This is a genomic window from Paenarthrobacter sp. NCHU4564 (assembly GCF_052156435.1).
Taxonomy (GTDB): Bacteria; Actinomycetota; Actinomycetes; order Actinomycetales; family Micrococcaceae; genus Arthrobacter.
Genome location: NZ_JBQLIS010000004.1, coordinates 158,814 through 174,295, shown reverse-complemented (window position 1 = coordinate 174,295; position 15,482 = coordinate 158,814). Strand labels below are relative to the sequence as shown.

19 protein-coding genes are annotated in these 15,482 nt (G+C 65.7%); 5 read left to right on the top strand and 14 right to left on the bottom strand.

The genetic code is table 11. From position 1 onward, the window contains the following. Positions 1-30: 30 nt before the first annotated feature. Positions 31-801: an IclR family transcriptional regulator gene (locus ACSVIE_RS06330; protein WP_442423342.1), complete on the top strand. Its 771-nt coding sequence runs from the start codon at positions 31-33 to the stop codon at positions 799-801. On the opposite strand, the gene ACSVIE_RS06325 is transcribed toward ACSVIE_RS06330, so the two are convergent. The 10 genes from ACSVIE_RS06325 to ACSVIE_RS06280 all read right to left on the bottom strand — a co-directional run bounded on the left by ACSVIE_RS06325 (position 795) and on the right by ACSVIE_RS06280 (position 7,619). Next, complete coding sequence (locus ACSVIE_RS06325; protein ID WP_426005716.1) at positions 795-1,556, bottom strand: IclR family transcriptional regulator; 762 nt, start codon at positions 1,554-1,556, stop codon at positions 795-797. The genes ACSVIE_RS06330 and ACSVIE_RS06325 overlap by 7 nt on opposite strands. Before the next feature lie 64 nt (positions 1,557-1,620). Then, positions 1,621-2,361, bottom strand: a complete 741-nt coding sequence (locus ACSVIE_RS06320; RefSeq protein WP_426005715.1) for a cyclase family protein — start codon at positions 2,359-2,361, stop codon at positions 1,621-1,623. Next, on the bottom strand, positions 2,358-2,822 hold the full coding sequence (locus tag ACSVIE_RS06315) for a hypothetical protein (RefSeq protein WP_426005713.1): 465 nt from the start codon (positions 2,820-2,822) through the stop codon (positions 2,358-2,360). Before ACSVIE_RS06315 ends, ACSVIE_RS06320 begins: the two co-directional genes overlap by 4 nt. 213 nt (positions 2,823-3,035) lie before the next feature. Beyond that, positions 3,036-4,325: an adenylosuccinate synthase gene (locus ACSVIE_RS06310; RefSeq protein WP_442423341.1), complete on the bottom strand. Its 1,290-nt coding sequence runs from the start codon at positions 4,323-4,325 to the stop codon at positions 3,036-3,038. 242 nt (positions 4,326-4,567) lie between these two features. Continuing rightward, positions 4,568-4,969, bottom strand: a complete 402-nt coding sequence (locus tag ACSVIE_RS06305; RefSeq protein ID WP_442423340.1) for a hypothetical protein — start codon at positions 4,967-4,969, stop codon at positions 4,568-4,570. Continuing rightward, positions 4,966-5,100, bottom strand: a complete 135-nt coding sequence (locus tag ACSVIE_RS06300; protein ID WP_442423339.1) for a hypothetical protein — start codon at positions 5,098-5,100, stop codon at positions 4,966-4,968. Before ACSVIE_RS06300 ends, ACSVIE_RS06305 begins: the two co-directional genes overlap by 4 nt. Further along, positions 5,097-5,798, bottom strand: a complete 702-nt coding sequence (locus tag ACSVIE_RS06295) for a hypothetical protein (RefSeq protein ID WP_442423338.1) — start codon at positions 5,796-5,798, stop codon at positions 5,097-5,099. Before ACSVIE_RS06295 ends, ACSVIE_RS06300 begins: the two co-directional genes overlap by 4 nt. Then, entirely contained in the window at positions 5,785-6,333 is a 549-nt protein-coding gene (locus ACSVIE_RS06290; RefSeq protein ID WP_442423337.1) for a signal peptidase I, read from the bottom strand. Before ACSVIE_RS06290 ends, ACSVIE_RS06295 begins: the two co-directional genes overlap by 14 nt. After that, positions 6,330-6,968, bottom strand: a complete 639-nt coding sequence (locus ACSVIE_RS06285; protein WP_426005705.1) for a SipW-dependent-type signal peptide-containing protein — start codon at positions 6,966-6,968, stop codon at positions 6,330-6,332. The genes ACSVIE_RS06290 and ACSVIE_RS06285 overlap by 4 nt, the downstream gene beginning before the upstream one ends. A 36-nt stretch (positions 6,969-7,004) precedes the next feature. After that, positions 7,005-7,619 carry a SipW-dependent-type signal peptide-containing protein gene (locus tag ACSVIE_RS06280; RefSeq protein ID WP_426005704.1) on the bottom strand — a complete coding sequence of 205 codons (615 nt, stop codon included), beginning with the start codon at positions 7,617-7,619 and terminating at the stop codon, positions 7,005-7,007. A gap of 237 nt (positions 7,620-7,856) precedes the next feature. Between ACSVIE_RS06280 and ACSVIE_RS06275 the strand changes: the two genes are divergently transcribed. After that, complete coding sequence (locus ACSVIE_RS06275) at positions 7,857-8,489, top strand: uracil-DNA glycosylase (RefSeq protein WP_426005703.1); 633 nt, start codon at positions 7,857-7,859, stop codon at positions 8,487-8,489. A 150-nt stretch (positions 8,490-8,639) separates the two neighbouring features. Here the strand turns inward: ACSVIE_RS06275 and ACSVIE_RS06270 are convergent, their stop codons facing one another. Next, on the bottom strand, positions 8,640-9,692 hold the full coding sequence (locus ACSVIE_RS06270) for an ABC transporter substrate-binding protein (RefSeq protein ID WP_442423336.1): 1,053 nt from the start codon (positions 9,690-9,692) through the stop codon (positions 8,640-8,642). A gap of 59 nt (positions 9,693-9,751) precedes the next feature. Here ACSVIE_RS06270 and ACSVIE_RS06265 point away from each other — a divergent pair, with 59 nt between their 5' ends. The 3 genes from ACSVIE_RS06265 to ACSVIE_RS06255 are packed head-to-tail and all read left to right on the top strand — an operon-like array spanning position 9,752 to position 12,755. Beyond that, entirely contained in the window at positions 9,752-10,882 is a 1,131-nt protein-coding gene (locus tag ACSVIE_RS06265; protein ID WP_442423335.1) for an iron chelate uptake ABC transporter family permease subunit, read from the top strand. Beyond that, a complete protein-coding gene (gene fepG / locus ACSVIE_RS06260) occupies positions 10,879-11,946 on the top strand; it encodes an iron-enterobactin ABC transporter permease (protein WP_442423334.1) in 1,068 nt (355 codons plus the stop codon). The genes ACSVIE_RS06265 and fepG overlap by 4 nt, the downstream gene beginning before the upstream one ends. Continuing rightward, the gene (locus ACSVIE_RS06255; RefSeq protein WP_442423333.1) at positions 11,943-12,755 is read left to right on the top strand and encodes an ABC transporter ATP-binding protein; all 813 of its coding nucleotides are present in this window, start codon (positions 11,943-11,945) and stop codon (positions 12,753-12,755) included. The genes fepG and ACSVIE_RS06255 overlap by 4 nt, the downstream gene beginning before the upstream one ends. Positions 12,756-12,876: 121 nt before the next feature. On the opposite strand, the gene ACSVIE_RS06250 is transcribed toward ACSVIE_RS06255, so the two are convergent. The 3 genes from ACSVIE_RS06250 to ACSVIE_RS06240 all read right to left on the bottom strand — a co-directional run bounded on the left by ACSVIE_RS06250 (position 12,877) and on the right by ACSVIE_RS06240 (position 15,428). Further along, positions 12,877-13,299, bottom strand: a complete 423-nt coding sequence (locus ACSVIE_RS06250; RefSeq protein WP_426005698.1) for a DUF3151 domain-containing protein — start codon at positions 13,297-13,299, stop codon at positions 12,877-12,879. Continuing rightward, a complete protein-coding gene (gene fbaA / locus ACSVIE_RS06245) occupies positions 13,299-14,318 on the bottom strand; it encodes a class II fructose-bisphosphate aldolase (protein ID WP_144661880.1) in 1,020 nt (339 codons plus the stop codon). Before fbaA ends, ACSVIE_RS06250 begins: the two co-directional genes overlap by 1 nt. A 177-nt stretch (positions 14,319-14,495) precedes the next feature. Further along, the gene (locus tag ACSVIE_RS06240) at positions 14,496-15,428 is read right to left on the bottom strand and encodes an endonuclease domain-containing protein (protein WP_442423332.1); all 933 of its coding nucleotides are present in this window, start codon (positions 15,426-15,428) and stop codon (positions 14,496-14,498) included. Positions 15,429-15,482 lie beyond the last annotated feature (54 nt).

Sequence of the window (15,482 nt, the reverse complement as noted above, 5' to 3'; positions counted from 1 at the left end):
GGCTAGAGCATGCTGAAAGGAGCCCGATCCGTGGATGTTCCATCCGAAGCGTCGTCCTTGGCCCAGGGCCTTCGCTTGGTGCGGTTGGTGGCTGACCGGGAAAAACAGGGCAGGCAGTTGCTGGGTGTCTCACAATTGGCCGCGGAACTGGACATGGAACAGAGTCGCGTATCCCGGCTGGCCCAGGAGCTTTGCGACCTCGAGTTGTTGGAGCGGGAGGACCGCGGGCCGTTCAGGGTGGGTCGGCGCTTCTTTTCCCTGGCCGGTTCCCTCAACGGGAACTGGGTCCGGGAATCCAGAGCCGAGTTGGAAGAGCTGGTGTCCGGGTTTGGCCTCCGCGCCCGATTGTCCGTACGGGACGGCGTGCGGGTGCAGCTCCTTCGGGCTTCAATCAATAACGCCGCTCTGGGCGGTTTTGCCAAGCCCGGGATGGTGACACCGGCCTGGTGCACGGGGGCAGGCAGGGCCCTGCTGTGGGATCACGACACCGGCGCCTTGCATTCGTTGCTTAAGGACGTAAATTTCATCGGCGTGGGCGGACCGGCCGCCGCCCACACTCCAGCCGAGGTGCAGGAGCTGATGGAGCGCGACCGGCCGGGAGGATACGTCCTGGCAACCGAAGAATACGAGCACGCTGTGTGGGAACTGGCAGTCCCTGTGCGCTCACCCCGCGGTGACATCCTGGCTGCACTCAGCGTGCTGGGCAGCCTTTCCGGTGCTGAGCTGGACATTGCTGTGGTGGCCGGGGCCCTGCAGGCGGCGGCAAAACGGTTGGGTTCCGCCCAGGGCCAGGTTCACTGAATTCCGCCGACCCGGGTTTCAAGCCAGTCGCGCCATGACGCGAGTGCCAGCGCATGCTGTTCCCGTTGGGGTTCCAGCCGCTCTTTCGGGCCCACTATCTGCAGCGCCGCGGCGACGTCGCCTTTGAAGTCGCGGATCGGTGCTGCAAGCGAATAGAGGCCCGGTTCGGCCTCCTCGTCGACGATCGAGTAGCCCCTGCTCCGGGCACTTTCCAGGCGGTGAAGAAAGTCGTCCACCGACGATGGCGTGTTGGGCCCGTGCCGGACGAACTCCACGTTCTGGAAGATCCGCCGCACTTCCTCCGCCGGAGCGTCCCACAGAAGAGCCTGGCCGGCGTCGCTGCAATAGGCAGGATAGGGGCGGCCCAGCCATGAGCCAACAAGGTTGGCGCTTGCAGGTACGTGCTCGGCAATGGTGACTGTGCTGTTTCCGCTGAGAACGCCCAGGAAGCAGGCCTCGGTGGATTCGGCCGCCAGCCCCTCCAACGCCGCCAACCCGTCAGTCCGCAGCCGTTGCTCGGTCACCAGCTGGGCATCGGTGAGGAGCGACCAGTCGAGGCAGTACGCCCGGTCCGCCGTGCGTGCCAGGAACCCTTCCTGGAGTGCACCTTTGAGGCTGCGGGAGACCTGGCTGCGGTCTTTGTCCAGGCGCGCCGCAACTTCGGCGACCGTACCGCCGTCGTACCCTTCGGCGTGCCGCTCGCCAACGGTGAGGACGGCCATCATGCCGCGGCCCATGCTGGAGGTCTTTGACATTTCTCGATTCTAGCCAGTCCCGGGGGCAGTCCGACGCGGGCTTGACGACGGGCGGACTGTCGCCTTAGTGGACCGCGAACACGCGGGCGGGGAATCCGCTTCCACCGAGTGGCTTGGCCCAGGTGGCTATAACTGCGCCCCCGGACTCCGGCACGCCCTTCAGGTTGGCGAGGAGTTCGATCTGCCACCTGTCCTTGGCCAGTATGTAGGTTTCGAGGCTGAAGTCCTGGCGTGATGTGGCGCTGCCGGGGTCTGTATCGGTCTGTTCGTGCCCGATCGCCGCTACGTTGCGTTCCTCGACCAGCACCTCAAGGACTTCCCGCGACCATCCCGGCGTGTGGCTGATGCCTTCCGGATCACGATTGGCCATTGCCTGGGCATCGGGCCACCGCAGGCTCCAATCCGTGCGGAGCGCAACGAAGGATCCCGCCGGGATCCTGCCGTTGCGTTCCTCCCAGGCGTCGACGTCGGCCAGCGTCGGCGAAGCGTCGTTGTCGGTCGCGGCGCGGCTGCTGATGTCCAGGACCACCAAGGGCAGCACCATCTCCTGGACCGGTAGCTGGTCAAGAGTTCGGCCGCCTCGGATGAAGTGCGACGGCGGATCGACGTGCGTGCCCCACTGGCCGACGATCGAGTACCTGTGCGCGGTGAATCCGTCGCCCTTGTCCATGTCAAAGAGGGCTTCGCGTTGCTCATCGGGAAACGCCGCAAAGTGCGGCTGGCCCGGATGGAAGGCGTGTGTCAGGTCGGTGAAGGTCCTGTTGGCGAGCAGGGGCGCCAATTCCTGCCACAACGGAGCTTTCACGAGGCGATCCTTTCCTGAAGGATGTCCGCGGCCTTGGAGGATACGGCGCCTCCGGTGGAAACGCTGAGCGGCGCGGAGACTTCAATGACGGGAACCTCCCATGGGTGGATTTCCACAATGCGCTGCACCAGTAGCTGGACGGATGGTTCGTCCAAGGCGGCATCGAAGTAGGACGTGAAGACAAAGGTGGGCGAGATGGTCCGCTGGCCGACCTTACCCAGCGTTGGATTTGCGCCCTCTGCCACGGTGAAACCCTCAAAACCCGCCGTGGATTCGAAGACGTGGTGGTAGTTGCCGAACCCGCCGAGCTCAGGGGTGGCCTTCAGTGTGTCCAGGAGGCGAGCGATGCCGGTGTCCGATTCGAGGGCGCTGGATTCGCCTTGCCCCATACGGGTCATCGTCTCAACAGATACAGGCCAATGGATGCGCAGCTTGCGGACGCTTTTGAGTGCAATATTCACGAGGAGGTTCCTTGGTCGGGAGTGGATGCCAGCATCATCGTGCCATACGTCACCGTGCATTACAAGCATGCAAACTTGTGAATAACGCACATATCTATTTTCGTTGTTTCTCAGTCCGAGACGGCTGCCAGTCCAGAAACCACAAACGGCGGGCCGCCTCCAAGGTTCCATTCGAACCCTGGGGCGACCCGCCGTCGTCGTAATTCTGTAAAACTAGCCGTCGATCAAATCATGCACCACGATCGTCTGGTCACGGTCCGGCCCGACGCCGATCGCGGAGAAGCGCGTGCCGGAGAGCTTCTCGAGGGCCAGCACGTAGTTGCGGGCGTTCTCGGGGAGGTCCTCGAGCGTGCGGGCCCCGGTAATGTCCTCGGTCCAGCCGTCGAAGTACTCGAAGATCGGCACGGCGTGGTGGAACTCGGTCTGCGTCATGGGCATTTCGTCGTGGCGCACGCCGTCCACGTCATAAGCGACACAGACGGGGATCTGCTCGATGCCCGTCAGCACGTCCAGCTTGGTGACGAAGTAATCCGTGAAGCCGTTGACGCGCGAGGCGTGGCGGGCCAGGACGGCGTCGTACCAACCGCAGCGGCGGGGACGGCCGGTGTTCACGCCGAACTCGCCGCCGGTCTTCTGCAGGTACACGCCCATGTCGTCAAAGAGCTCCGTGGGGAACGGACCGGCGCCAACACGCGTGGTGTAGGCCTTGATAATGCCGATGGACCGCGAGATGCGGGTGGGGCCGATGCCCGAACCGACCGATGCGCCGCCAGCGGTGGGGTTCGAGGAGGTCACGAACGGGTAGGTGCCGTGGTCCACGTCCAGGAACGTGGCCTGGCCGCCTTCCATGAGCACAACCTTGCCCTCGTCCAGGGCGTTGTTCAGTTCCAGCGTGCTGTCGATGACCAGCGGGCGCAGGCGCTCGGCGAAGGAGAGGAAGTACTGCACGATCTCTTCCACCACAATGTCGCGACGGTTGTAGACCTTGACCAGGAGCTCGTTCTTCTGGCGCAGCGAGCCTTCCACCTTCTGGCGCAGGATCGATTCGTCGAACACATCCTGGACGCGGATACCCAGGCGGGCCACCTTGTCCATGTACGCCGGACCAATGCCGCGGCCGGTGGTGCCGATGGCGCGGCTGCCGAGGAAGCGCTCGGTGACCTTGTCCAGGACCTGGTGGTACGGAGCCACCAGGTGGGCGTTGGCGGACACACGGAGGCGGGAGGTATCGGCGCCACGGGCTTCAAGGCCGTCGATCTCCTGGAACAGGGCCTCGAGGTTCACCACGCAGCCGTTGCCGATAATCGGAATGGCGTTGGGGCTCAGGATGCCCGCGGGAAGGAGCTTCAGCTCGTACTTCTCACCGCCGACCACCACGGTGTGCCCGGCGTTGTTACCGCCGTTGGGCTTGACCACGTAGTCGACGCGGCCACCAAGCAGGTCGGTTGCTTTGCCTTTGCCTTCGTCGCCCCACTGGGCTCCGACGATCACGATAGCGGGCATGGGATCCTCCCCCATTCTTTCGGGCAAGACCCGGCTGGAAAGCCAGGCCTTGGCGCCGTACATGAGAATGCCCCGACGGTACTTGGTACAGCCTGCCGCGGCCGCGGCAGACGCAAGAGTTTCGGGGCTCTTACCAGCCAAGTTTAGCCGATGGCACCTGAAAGTCTGGTGTCAAGGAGCGTTCGACGGCGGTCGCGTGAAGTTTTGTGGGCGGCCCGGTTGCAGCGGGCGCACACGGTGGATCACGTGCCGGGTGGAAGATTCCGGCAGTTGCCCCCCAGCCCGGCGATCAGCCCGGCGTTGCTGGCCACGGACGCGGCCTTTGACGTCCACGACGTTGCCGGGTCCCTGATCACAATGGCGATCTGCAGTTCCGTTCCCAGCCCCAGGAGACCGCCCAGGAGGTTGGTGGGTACGTCCGTAACGTAACCGGCGGCCGCACTTCCGGTGGTGTTGATGGAGAGGTTGTACCCGGTGAGCGGTGCGAGCGCGGAGCCCAGTCCGCTGGTGGATGCCTGCACCTCGGCCTGCGACAGGGTGTAGCCGGACGGCGGGAGCCAGAAGATCCGCACGTAGGCACCCAACCCCAAAACACCCGGGTTGTAGGTGCATTGCCCGTTCAGCGTAGGGGCGGGGATTGTCACGGTGCCGAAATTGCCGGATGCGTAGGTCCCACGGGCCCACGAAGCCTCCTGACGGCCGGCGGGTTGGAAGCCGTCAGCATCATGGCCACGGGGAGGGCCACTGCGCCCAGGGCGGCCAGGTACTTCCTCATCCCCGCCCACCCCGCCATCGTGAAGCCGCAAAGCCGCCGCCCACGGCGAGCACACCGAGCAGCAGGAAGCCACCCAGGCGGGCGCCGGTGTCCGCAAGGGATCCCGACGGCGGCTGGCCGGGCTTTGTTGCTGCCGCACCGCCGGGACCATCGCCCGAGCCGAATACACCGATGACGATGCTGGTCCTGGTCCCTTGCACGTACTTTGGGGCATCGACCGCGAGCGCTGCTGTCAGGAGGACATAGGTGGTATCAGGTAGCGGGGAGCCGGAAGCGGCCCGCGAAGACTCACCCAGGAGATCCAGGCGCGTCCCCTCGGCCTCCCTCAACGCTGTGGATTCCAGCACAGTGTCTTCTCCAGCACCGCAGGTACTGCCGGCCGGACCGCCCTCGTCCCAGGGCTGGCCGCAGGTCCTCAGGGTGACACTGAGGTAGTCCCGGAGGATCCCGGCCCCGGGTTCCAGCCGCAACTCCAGCGCCGTGGCGGGTTCGCCCCGGACCCCCACCGCCACCGCCCAGTCAGCAGTCCGGCCCGGGGTGAGCCGGTGCACCTTCCCGGCCGGACCGGCGTCGAGCTCCAACCATCCGGAGGGTTCCTCCCGGGCGGGCTGCCGATCGGACGTCAGGGCGTGCGCTGGCGCAGGCTGGAGCATCAGGGCGCAAAGGAACAACAGCCAGCACCGCTTAAGCCGCGACATGCTGCCCACGCCTGCGGCCGCCATGCTTGTTGCCGCTTCTGCCGGGGGTTTCACTCCGCGGCCACAGCACCCAGGTGACCAGGCCGGAAACGGCTACAGTTGTTGCCCCGAGCACCACCGGGTTGGCGGCTGCGGCAAGCGGGTACGCGAGCCCCGGGACGGACCACAGGACAACCCGCACCCGTTCCACCACATAAGGCGCAGGGTCCGGAGCGGTATTGGCGTCGCCCTTCATGGTGATGGTGCGGGAGGCACCCGTGGCATCCTCCACGGTCTGCACCCGGTGCGTAATGGGCAGTTTGCCGGGACGGTCAACGGTGACAACGTCGCCCACCCGGATGTCAGCGGCAGGAACTTCCCGCACCAGGGCCAGGGATCCGGCGGGGATGCCCGGGGCCATGGAGCCGGTCTTGAACAAGATGAGCGTGATGTTGAATGCCAGCGCCAGGATCACCGCCACGATGCACACCGCACCGCCGGCCGCGGCGAGGTTCAGCAGGCATTCGCGGACGCGGGACGTGAAAGCGCGGCTCATGGGCTGGAGGTGGCAGTGAACTGCCAGGTTGCAGTGGCCGTTTGTCCCTGCAGGGCGTTGTTGGCGCCAAGGGGCAGGGTCACTTCAAAGCAGAACTGCGTGGGCGCCCCCGGCAGTGTGGCGGTGGCCGCCTGCAAAGGATTGACGACGCCGGCCGCCTGGCCTTGGGTGAACGGCTTGGCTCCGTCGCTGCCCACCACGAACACCGGTGTCCCCGTGAAGGCGGTGGCATCGCAGGCGGCTGAACGGACCACACGATACCGGAGTGCAGCCCCCAGGTCCGCTGTGCCCGTGCCGCTGCTGGTGACCGTCGGTGCCCCGAGCACCACTTCTCCGCCCACGGACCCGGCCCGGGTACGAATGGCCAAGGGCGCGTAGGCCACCGAGCCCGGGCTCATGGCCGTGGCGTTAAACACCAAGGCGGCACCCGGGGCAGCGTCGTTGGCACTCCATGTCCCCGACGCGTTGTAGGGTTTGCTGGCGTTGGACTCCGTCACAAAGACACTTGCGCCAAAGGTCCCTCCGGCGAAGTCACTGTCGGTCCAGGACGCGAGCGTTACCGAGCCGCCAAGGCCCAGCGCCAGGGCCCCGGCCAGGACCGCACGCAGCCGCAGGTACTTTCCGGGCGGCCTCACCGCCCGGTGCTTCGTGGAGCGTCGCGTGCCCATGGACTACTGGGATTCGGCCGCGAATTCCCAGGTGGTGGAACCGGTCTGGGACTGGACCAGGCCGGAGCCGGCAGTGATCCGGAAGCACAGGTTCACTGCGGCTCCCGCACCGGCACCCCCGCCGTCATCCAGCGCGAAAGTGGTGCTGCCCGGCGTCGTACCCAATCCGGTCCCGGGGTCCACCAAAGTGTCCGTGACCGGTTCGCCGCAACCGAAGGCGTCCGATTGGGTGAGCGAGTATGTCAGGCCGGTCAGTGCGCCGGTGGATGATTCGGTGGAGACCGTCACCGTGGCACCGCTGGTGGTGTCTTCGTCAAGCCGCACCGCGAACGGTGCAGTGACAACATCACCGGGCGCCAGGTTGGTGGGCGCGGCCGTAAAGGAGAGGGTCGCCGGCGAGCCAACGGGGTGCTCGGCGAATGCAGTGCCGTCGGTGCTTCCCTCAAGGTTGAAGGACCCCGCTGTGAAGGTGCCCTGGGCGAACTCCGAGTCGTTCCAGGCAGCAAGGGTGATCGCGGCTCCAACTCCCAGGACGAGGCCGCCGGCCAGGATCGCCCGGATCCTGGGTGCCTTCCGTGGACGCTGGGTCGATTCGGGCGACGAGTCTGGTGCAACCACTGTTTACCCCCAAGGTAGTTGATGCTGGTGCCCCTCCATCTTCTGCCGTCGTCAAGCCGGCGGCCCGGGAACTGCACTTAAGGGTTAATCCAGGCCGTTGCAATTGGTCCGGCGGAAACGGAGCCCTCCTTGGTCCGGTAAGGTTAACCAGCCCCCAACTGCACCCTGACGGATCCGCTGCGGCATGCCCGCAGCCCTTGTGGTGCGCGCTGTAACACCTAGGAGACTTAACCCCCGATGCAAGACCTGGCGACCGACTCACCCGAACAACTCCTCTGGAACCGCCGTTACGAAGACCACATCGCCGAGGTCAACACATTGTGTGACTCGATCAAGGATCAGAAGCCGGGCAGCGAGGTCCTCTACATCGACCCCGCCCACAGCATGGACGACTGCCGCATCGTGAGCCTCTTCTCCAACCAGCGGGTCACCTCCGGCGAGGGCTTCATCAAGCCCGGTGACGACGAGGCCACCACCCGCATGCTCGGCATGCAGTGGCAGCTGGGCCTCCGCCCGGAGTACGTGATCCCGTGGAACGTCTACCCGTGGATCGAGCCGGCCGGCGAGCCGGGCAAGCTCACCCCCGCCAACATCACCGAAGGGCTCAAGCCGCTCCTGCGGCTCCTGCAGCTCCTGCCGCGCACCTCCGCCCTGGTGGCACACGGCAACGAGGCGCACCGTTTGGCCGACCAGCTCATGAAGTCGGCTCCCGCCAGCATCGCCCGCCGCGGGTTCAAGACGTTCAAGGTACGCTCCCTGGGTGGCCGGTCCTTCGCGGGCACACCCGAGCGCCAGCAGGAATACCTGGACGCCATCCACGGCGCATACGCCGAGGCCATGGCCCGGACCGGCATCCCCCGCAAGGCCTAGTCTTCCCCAACTGGGTAGCAATAGTGCGCGTTTTGAGCGCTCAAAACGCGCACAAATGCGACCTAGTTGGGAGGTAACGTACGACGGCGGCCCCCACCTTTCGCGTGGGGGCCGCCGTTTTGTTGGGGCTTGTTGGGGGGGTGGTGGTACTTAGCCGACCAGCAGGGCGCGGAGGTCCTTGAGGATCAGCTGGGCGCCTGTGGGGCCAAGACCGAGGAACCAGACGTCGTCATTGACGGCCTTCGCGTGGCCCTCCTTGACGGCGGTGAGCTTGGGCCATACGGCGCCCTCCACCACGGATGTTTCACCGGTTGCTGCGGGTTCGCCGTAGCTGCTGTAGAAGATCCAGTCGGCGTCGGCCTGCTCGATGTTTTCGGCCGAGATTTCCGCGGCAAGTTCATCGATGTCCTGGTTCTCCGGCCGTGCGAGGCCTGCGTCCTTGAGGATCACGCCGATCAGGGACTTGTTGGCGTACAGGCGGATCTTCCCGGGGAGAAAGCGCACCAAGGAGATCTTGGGGTCGCCCTGGACATCCTTCTTCAGGGCGTCGGCCTGCTCCTGGTAGTCGTTGAGCGCCTTGACCGCCTTGTCTTCCTCGCCAAGCGCCTTGCCCACCAGGAGGAAGTTCTCCTTCCACGGGAACCCGGGACGGATGCTGAAGACCGTGGGAGCGATCGCAGACAACTGCTTGTAGAGTTTGTCGGCGCGGAGCTGGCTGCCAAGGATCAGATCCGGCTTGAGGGCAGCGATGGCCTCAAGGTTTAGATCCTGGATGGTGCCGATCGAGGCAACGTCCTTGACCTTGTCCGCCAGGTAGCTGGGAACAGGGTTGGCACCTTCGGTGGTGGCCATGCCCACAGGGGTGATGCCCAGGGACACCACGTCGTCCAGCTCTCCGGTGTCGAGGACCACCACGCGGGCGGGCTTCTTCTCCAGGGTGGTTTCACCGTTGGCGTGCTTCAGGGTGCGGGGGAAAACGCCGGGGGCAGCGTCCGTGCCAAGCTTGGCAGTTTCCTGGTCGGCAGTAGTGAACTTGGAGCCGCCAGTGGCTACATCGGCGTTGCCGGCGGCGGAGCCTGACCCGCCACTGGTGCCGCAGCCTGCCACGAGGCCCATGACCAGGGCGACGCCGGCCACTTTCAGTGCGGCACGGCGCAGACGCGGGGCCTTGCGCGGCTTTACTACAGAATCGTCGTTTTTCACGGAGTAAGGCTAACCTAATTAGGGCATACTTCTGTGACGTTGTGACAACGGTCACGGATATGCCCTCATCACCGCTTAGCTTTCCGGAATGGTTTTCTGTCGTGTCCCAAGTGACGGCCCCCGTGCCACCACGTGCCCAGCCGCACACCGCCGCCCCGCCGGCCGGCAGCGCGTCCGATCCTTCCGGCGTCGTACGCAAATCAGGCTGGCGCGTCCTGTTCCTGCTGCTGGCAGCGGCAGTCCTGCTGGGTGCTGTGCTCCTGAGCCTGGGCGTGGGAGCCAAGTTCATCCCGGCGGGCACGGTCCTGCAGGCCTTCCTGGACCCCCGGGACACCGCAGACCATGCAATCATCCTCCAGAACAGGCTGCCGCGAACCCTCATGGGCCTGGGCGTCGGGGTCGCCCTCGGTGTGGCCGGCGCCCTGATCCAGGCCTTGACCCGCAACCCGTTGGCCGATCCCGGAATCCTCGGCGTGAACGCGGGCGCGTCCTTTGCGATCGTGGTGGCCATTGGTGTCTTTGGGATCGCATCCCTCAGCGGATACATCTGGTTCGCCTTTGCCGGGGCCATCCTCACCACCGCCGCGGTGTACCTGATCGGCACCTCCGGCCGGAATGTGGTCAACCCCATCCGCTTGACGCTGGCGGGGGTCGCACTGGGGGCCGTGCTCACGGGTATCGGCTCGGGGCTGACCCTGCTGAACCCCAAAGCGTTCGACCACCTGCGCTCCTGGAGCATCGGTTCCCTGGACAGCCGCAGCATGGACGCCGTGGCAACCGTTGCCCCGTTCATGGGGATCGGACTCCTGGTGGCTCTCTTCTGTGTCCGCGGGCTCAACGCCGTGGCGCTGGGTGACGACCTCGCGACCTCCTTGGGGGCCAACGTCAACCGGGCCCGCATTCTTGGCATCGCAGCCATCACGCTCCTCAGCGGTGCCGCCACTGCCGGCGCCGGAGCCATCGGCTTCGTGGGACTCATGATCCCGCATGTTGCCCGCTGGATCGTTGGCCCGGACCAGCGCTGGATCCTCGCATCCACCGTGCTGCTCTCCCCCATCCTTGTGCTCGTAGCGGACGTGGTGGGCAGAATCGCTGCGCCAGGGGAACTGCAGGTGGGCGTAGTCACGGCGTTCATCGGGGCGCCGGTACTGATCGCACTCGCGCGCCGCAGGAAGGTCAGCGGACTGTGACCCGGCCAAAGACGGTGACGAACCCCATTGATTTCGGCCGGGCTGCCCTGCCGGTCCGCAACCGCGTCTTCAGTGGCCTGGTGGACGTACGCAGCATCCTCGTCTGTATCCTGCTGCTCCTTGCCGCCCTGACCGTTTCCGTCGTGTCCCTGGCCACCGGGGATTACGAGGTCACCGTGCCCCAGGTGCTGCAGGCTTTCACCGGAGACGCTCCCGGACTGGCCCAGACCATCGTCATGGAATGGCGTCTGGCACGGGTGCTGGGCGCGCTCCTGTTCGGTGCGGCGCTGGGGATGGGCGGCGCAATCTTCCAATCCATGACCCGGAACCCGTTGGGCAGCCCGGACATCATCGGCTTCAACACCGGCGCCTATACGGGTGCGCTCGTTGTGATGCTGACTGTGGGCGGCGGGTACCTTGGGGTGGCTGCCGGTGCCTTGGTTGGCGGCATCCTCACCGCGATCGCCGTTTATCTGCTGGCGTATCGGCGCGGTTCACAGGGCTTCCGGCTCATCATCGTGGGCATTGGCATCAGCGCGATGCTCGCGGCCTTCAACCATTGGCTCATCCTGCAAGCCGAGCTTGAAGCGGCCCTTGCCGCCGCCGTCTGGGGAGCCGGGTCCCTCAACGGCATCACGTGGGAGCAAGTGGCGCCTGCCGCCGTCGTTGTTGTTGTGCTCGGGGCAGCCACGCTGGGAGCCGCGCGCCGCATGCAGCTTCTGGAAATGGGCGACGACGCCGCACGCGCCCTGGGCGTCCGGGCCGAGCCAACCCGGTTGCTGCTGCTGGTGCTGGGCGTTGGTCTGACCGCTGCGGTCACTGCCGTTGCGGGGCCCATCGCATTCGTGGCACTCGCCGCACCGCAGCTTGCCCGCCGACTGGTCCGCAGCGCGGGCATCACCTTGGTCCCGTCCGCGGTTATGGGCGCCTTCCTCCTGGCCGCCAGCGACCTCGCCGCGCAGCGCCTGTTCGCGCCGATCCAGTTGCCCGTGGGCGTGGTGACCGTGTGCATCGGCGGCATCTACCTCGTCTGGCTCCTGGCCAGGGAAGCAAGGAAATCATGAGTATCAGCACCGCCGCTCCGCAGTTGAAAGCCGAATCGCTGACCATCGGCTACGAACAACGCGTTATCTCGGAGGACCTGAACGTACAGATCCCCGAGGGCGCGTTCACGGTGATCGTTGGCCCCAACGCCTGCGGCAAATCCACCCTGCTGCGCGCCCTGGCCCGGCTCATCAAGCCGCGCAGCGGACAGGTGCTCCTGGACGGCAGGTCCGTTACCTCGCTGCCCGCCAAGGAACTCGCCCGGCGCCTGGGGCTGCTGCCGCAGTCATCGATCGCGCCCGACGGCATCACAGTGGCCGACCTCGTTGCCCGCGGACGGTACCCGCACCAGAAACTCCTGCGTCAATGGTCCCAAGCGGACGAAACCGCGGTGGTCGAGGCCATGGAGGCCACCGGCGTTTCCGCCTTGTCCGGCCGCCTGGTGGATGAGCTGTCCGGGGGCCAACGGCAGCGGGTCTGGGTGGCCATGGTGCTGGCCCAGGAGACACCGTTGCTGCTGTTGGACGAGCCCACCACCTTCCTCGACATCGCACACCAGATAGAACTGCTGGAGCTCTTCCGCGAGCTCAATCTGGACAAGGGACACACCCTGGTGGCCGTCCTGCACGACCTCAACCACGCCAGCCGCTACGCCGACCACATCATCGCCATGAAGGACGGCGCCGTGGTGGCCGAGGGCGCGCCGGCATCGGTGATTACCGAGTCCTTGGTGGAGGACGTGTTCGGCATGGCGTGCCGGATCATCGACGACCCCGTCACCCACACTCCCCTGGTGGTCCCCCTGGGCCGCCCCCGCCTGCCCAAGTAGGTCGCATTAGTGCGCGTTTTGAAGGCTCAAAACGCGCACTAATGCGACCTGGTTGGCGTTAACGGACGACGGCGACCCTCGCCTTTTCGGTGAGGGTCACCGTCGTTGTTTCTTGAGGCGCTTAGCCCGCTTCGATAGCCGCCTTGGCCTTCGGGTCCGAGTCGTTCAGGAACTTCTCGATCCGCTCCGGCTCCTCAGCCTCGCCAATGGCGGAGGCTGCGCGTCCCAGCGCGTACAGGGCGCGCAGGAAGCCCTGGTTTGGCTCGTGTTCCCACGGGACAGGCCCGACGCCGCGCCAACCGTTCCGACGCAAAGCGTCCAGGCCGCGGTGGTAACCCACACGGGCGTAGGCGTAGGACTCGATGGTGCGACCCTCGGCCCATGCTTCCTCGGCGAGGATCGCCCACAACAGGGACGACGTGGGGTTCTGCGCCACGAGGTCCAACGCTTCCTTACCGAGGGCGAGGTGCTGGTAGACCTCGGTTTCGGCGGGCAGGAGCGTGGGCTCCGGCCCCATCAGGTTCTTGCGGAATTCGTCGGACATCAGAACGTCTTGCCGGCCGATCCGAGCTGCTGTGCTGCCTCCACAATGCGTGCGGCCATGCCGGCTTCAGCCGAAGCACCCCAGACGCGGGGGTCGTAGGTCTTCTTGTTGCCCAGGCCGCCGTCGACCTTCAGCACGCCGTCGTAGTTGGAGAACATGTGGCCGGCCACCGGGCGGGTGAACGCGTACTGGGTGTCGGTGTCGATGTTCATCTTGATCACGCCGTAGGAAACGGCGTCGGCGATTTCCTGCTCAGTGGAGCCCGAGCCGCCGTGGAAGACGAGGTCGAAGGGGTTGTCCTTGCCGATCTTGGCACCGACCTCGGCCTGGATCTGCTTGAGCAGTTCGGGCTTCAGCTTGACGTTGCCCGGCTTGTACACGCCGTGGACGTTGCCGAAGGTCAGGGCGGTCAGGTAGCGGCCGTTTTCGCCGGCACCCAGGGCCTCGATGGTGGCCAGTGCGTCTGCGGTGGTGGTGTAGAGCTTCTCGTTGATCTCGTTCTCCACGCCGTCTTCTTCACCGCCGACGGTGCCGATCTCAACCTCGAGGATGATCTTGGCAGCCGCCGCGCGCTGCAGCAGTTCACGGCCGATGCGCAGGTTGTCTTCCAGGGTTTCGTGCGAGCCGTCCCACATGTGCGAGTTGAAGATCGGGTCCTTGCCGGCCTTCACGGCTTCCTCGGAAGCCGCCAGCAGCGGGAGAACGAAGCCTTCCAGCTTGTCCTGCGGGCAGTGGTCCGTGTGCAGTGCGATGTTGACGTTGTAGTTCTTGGCGACCTCACGGGCAAACGCGGCGAAGCCCAGGGAACCGGCAACCATGTCCTTGACGGATGCACCGGACCAGTAGGCTGCGCCACCGGTGGAAACCTGGATGATGCCGTCGGATTCGGCCTCGGCGAAACCGCGGATCGCAGCGTTCAGAGTCTGCGACGACGTCACGTTGACCGCGGGGAAGGCGAAGCCGCCAGCCTTTGCGCGGTCGATCATCTCGGAGTAAATCTCTGGGGTTGCAATGGGCATGGTGACTCCTATGCTGAATTCGTCTGTGGGCTGGTGACCCTGGAGTAGACCGCTTACGGCTAGCACCATCCTAGCGACAACCGTCCGGGGCCAGTGTTTCCGGTCACGCGGGCTGGTAACACTGGCGCCGAGATGGCATTTAATGGCAATCCCGGGCGCCGGGACTGCCATTAAATGTCACCTCGGTGACCAACCCCGGCTGACGAGCGCTCGCCGAACCTTATGTACGACGGCGGGCCGCTCACCTTCGAGGTCCCGCTTGGAGATGCGGACTTCCAGCCACCCGAGGGAAAGGGATCTTTCCTGGCGTTCGATGTCCCGCACATGCTGCTCCGTGCCAGCGTGGTGTTGCCCGTCGTATTGGAGTGAGACCTTGAACTCCCGGTACGCTCCGTCCGGCCACAGGACTGCCTGCCCGAGGTTGTTGCGCACCACGTGGTTCAGTTCGTGCTCCGGCAGGTTGGCGTTGACGAGTGCCAGGCGCATCCGGGTTTCCGGGGCAGAGTCAGCACCAACCCTGATGAGGTCAAGCGCCGCCCTCGCGGCCCTTACTCCCCGCATGCCCGGGTGGCGGCTTACCATGGCTGCCAGCTCACCAGGGGTGCATACGGCGGTCTTGGGGACGGGAAACTCCGCGCCGTGCGAGCACACCAGGTGGTCACCGGCAGCCACCAGGTCCTCTACGCTCAACAGCGCGGCCAAGTCCAACCACGTGCGGGCAGGCGAGGTGAGCTTGACGCCGTCGTACTCGGTTGTTTCCCCGGGGAGGAAGGTGAGGAGGTGACCCACCACATTGACCCGGCGTGGAACGCTGAACCCCCGACGTCGGGCAATATGAATGCGCCAGTCCCCCATCCGATGACCGGGCAAGGGAATCCCCCAGACCCGCGCCGCCGACAAGGAAACCAGCACCGAGGTGTCATCCAGGTCTGTGTAGGCGCGCAGGGCTGACGCTCCGGAAGCACCGGACGAGGCCGGGACCCGGATTCCCCTCGATACCAGCACAAGATCCCGGGCATGGGTGCGGGAGCGGGTTACGCCGGCCTTGTCCGATGCGCGCACAGAGAATGAACCTGATGTGAGGTGTTCCGGTAGTTCTTTCCTGCGCATGCCACATTGTTACTGCTCCGCGAGGGACCCGGACGCGTTATCCACAGCTTCCGC

Coding starts and splice junctions, on each gene's coding strand:
- ACSVIE_RS06290 (WP_442423337.1), bottom strand. CDS start 6,333: ATGAGCCGCGCTTTCACGTCCCGCGTCCGCGAATGCCTGCTGAACCTC.
- ACSVIE_RS06240 (WP_442423332.1), bottom strand. CDS start 15,428: ATGCGCAGGAAAGAACTACCGGAACACCTCACATCAGGTTCATTCTCT.
- ACSVIE_RS06300 (WP_442423339.1), bottom strand. CDS start 5,100: ATGAGGAAGTACCTGGCCGCCCTGGGCGCAGTGGCCCTCCCCGTGGCC.
- ACSVIE_RS06265 (WP_442423335.1), top strand. CDS start 9,752: ATGCCCTCATCACCGCTTAGCTTTCCGGAATGGTTTTCTGTCGTGTCC.
- ACSVIE_RS06275 (WP_426005703.1), top strand. CDS start 7,857: ATGCAAGACCTGGCGACCGACTCACCCGAACAACTCCTCTGGAACCGC.
- ACSVIE_RS06295 (WP_442423338.1), bottom strand. CDS start 5,798: ATGTCGCGGCTTAAGCGGTGCTGGCTGTTGTTCCTTTGCGCCCTGATG.
- ACSVIE_RS06310 (WP_442423341.1), bottom strand. CDS start 4,325: ATGCCCGCTATCGTGATCGTCGGAGCCCAGTGGGGCGACGAAGGCAAA.
- ACSVIE_RS06250 (WP_426005698.1), bottom strand. CDS start 13,299: ATGTCCGACGAATTCCGCAAGAACCTGATGGGGCCGGAGCCCACGCTC.
- fbaA (WP_144661880.1), bottom strand. CDS start 14,318: ATGCCCATTGCAACCCCAGAGATTTACTCCGAGATGATCGACCGCGCA.
- ACSVIE_RS06255 (WP_442423333.1), top strand. CDS start 11,943: ATGAGTATCAGCACCGCCGCTCCGCAGTTGAAAGCCGAATCGCTGACC.
- ACSVIE_RS06325 (WP_426005716.1), bottom strand. CDS start 1,556: ATGTCAAAGACCTCCAGCATGGGCCGCGGCATGATGGCCGTCCTCACC.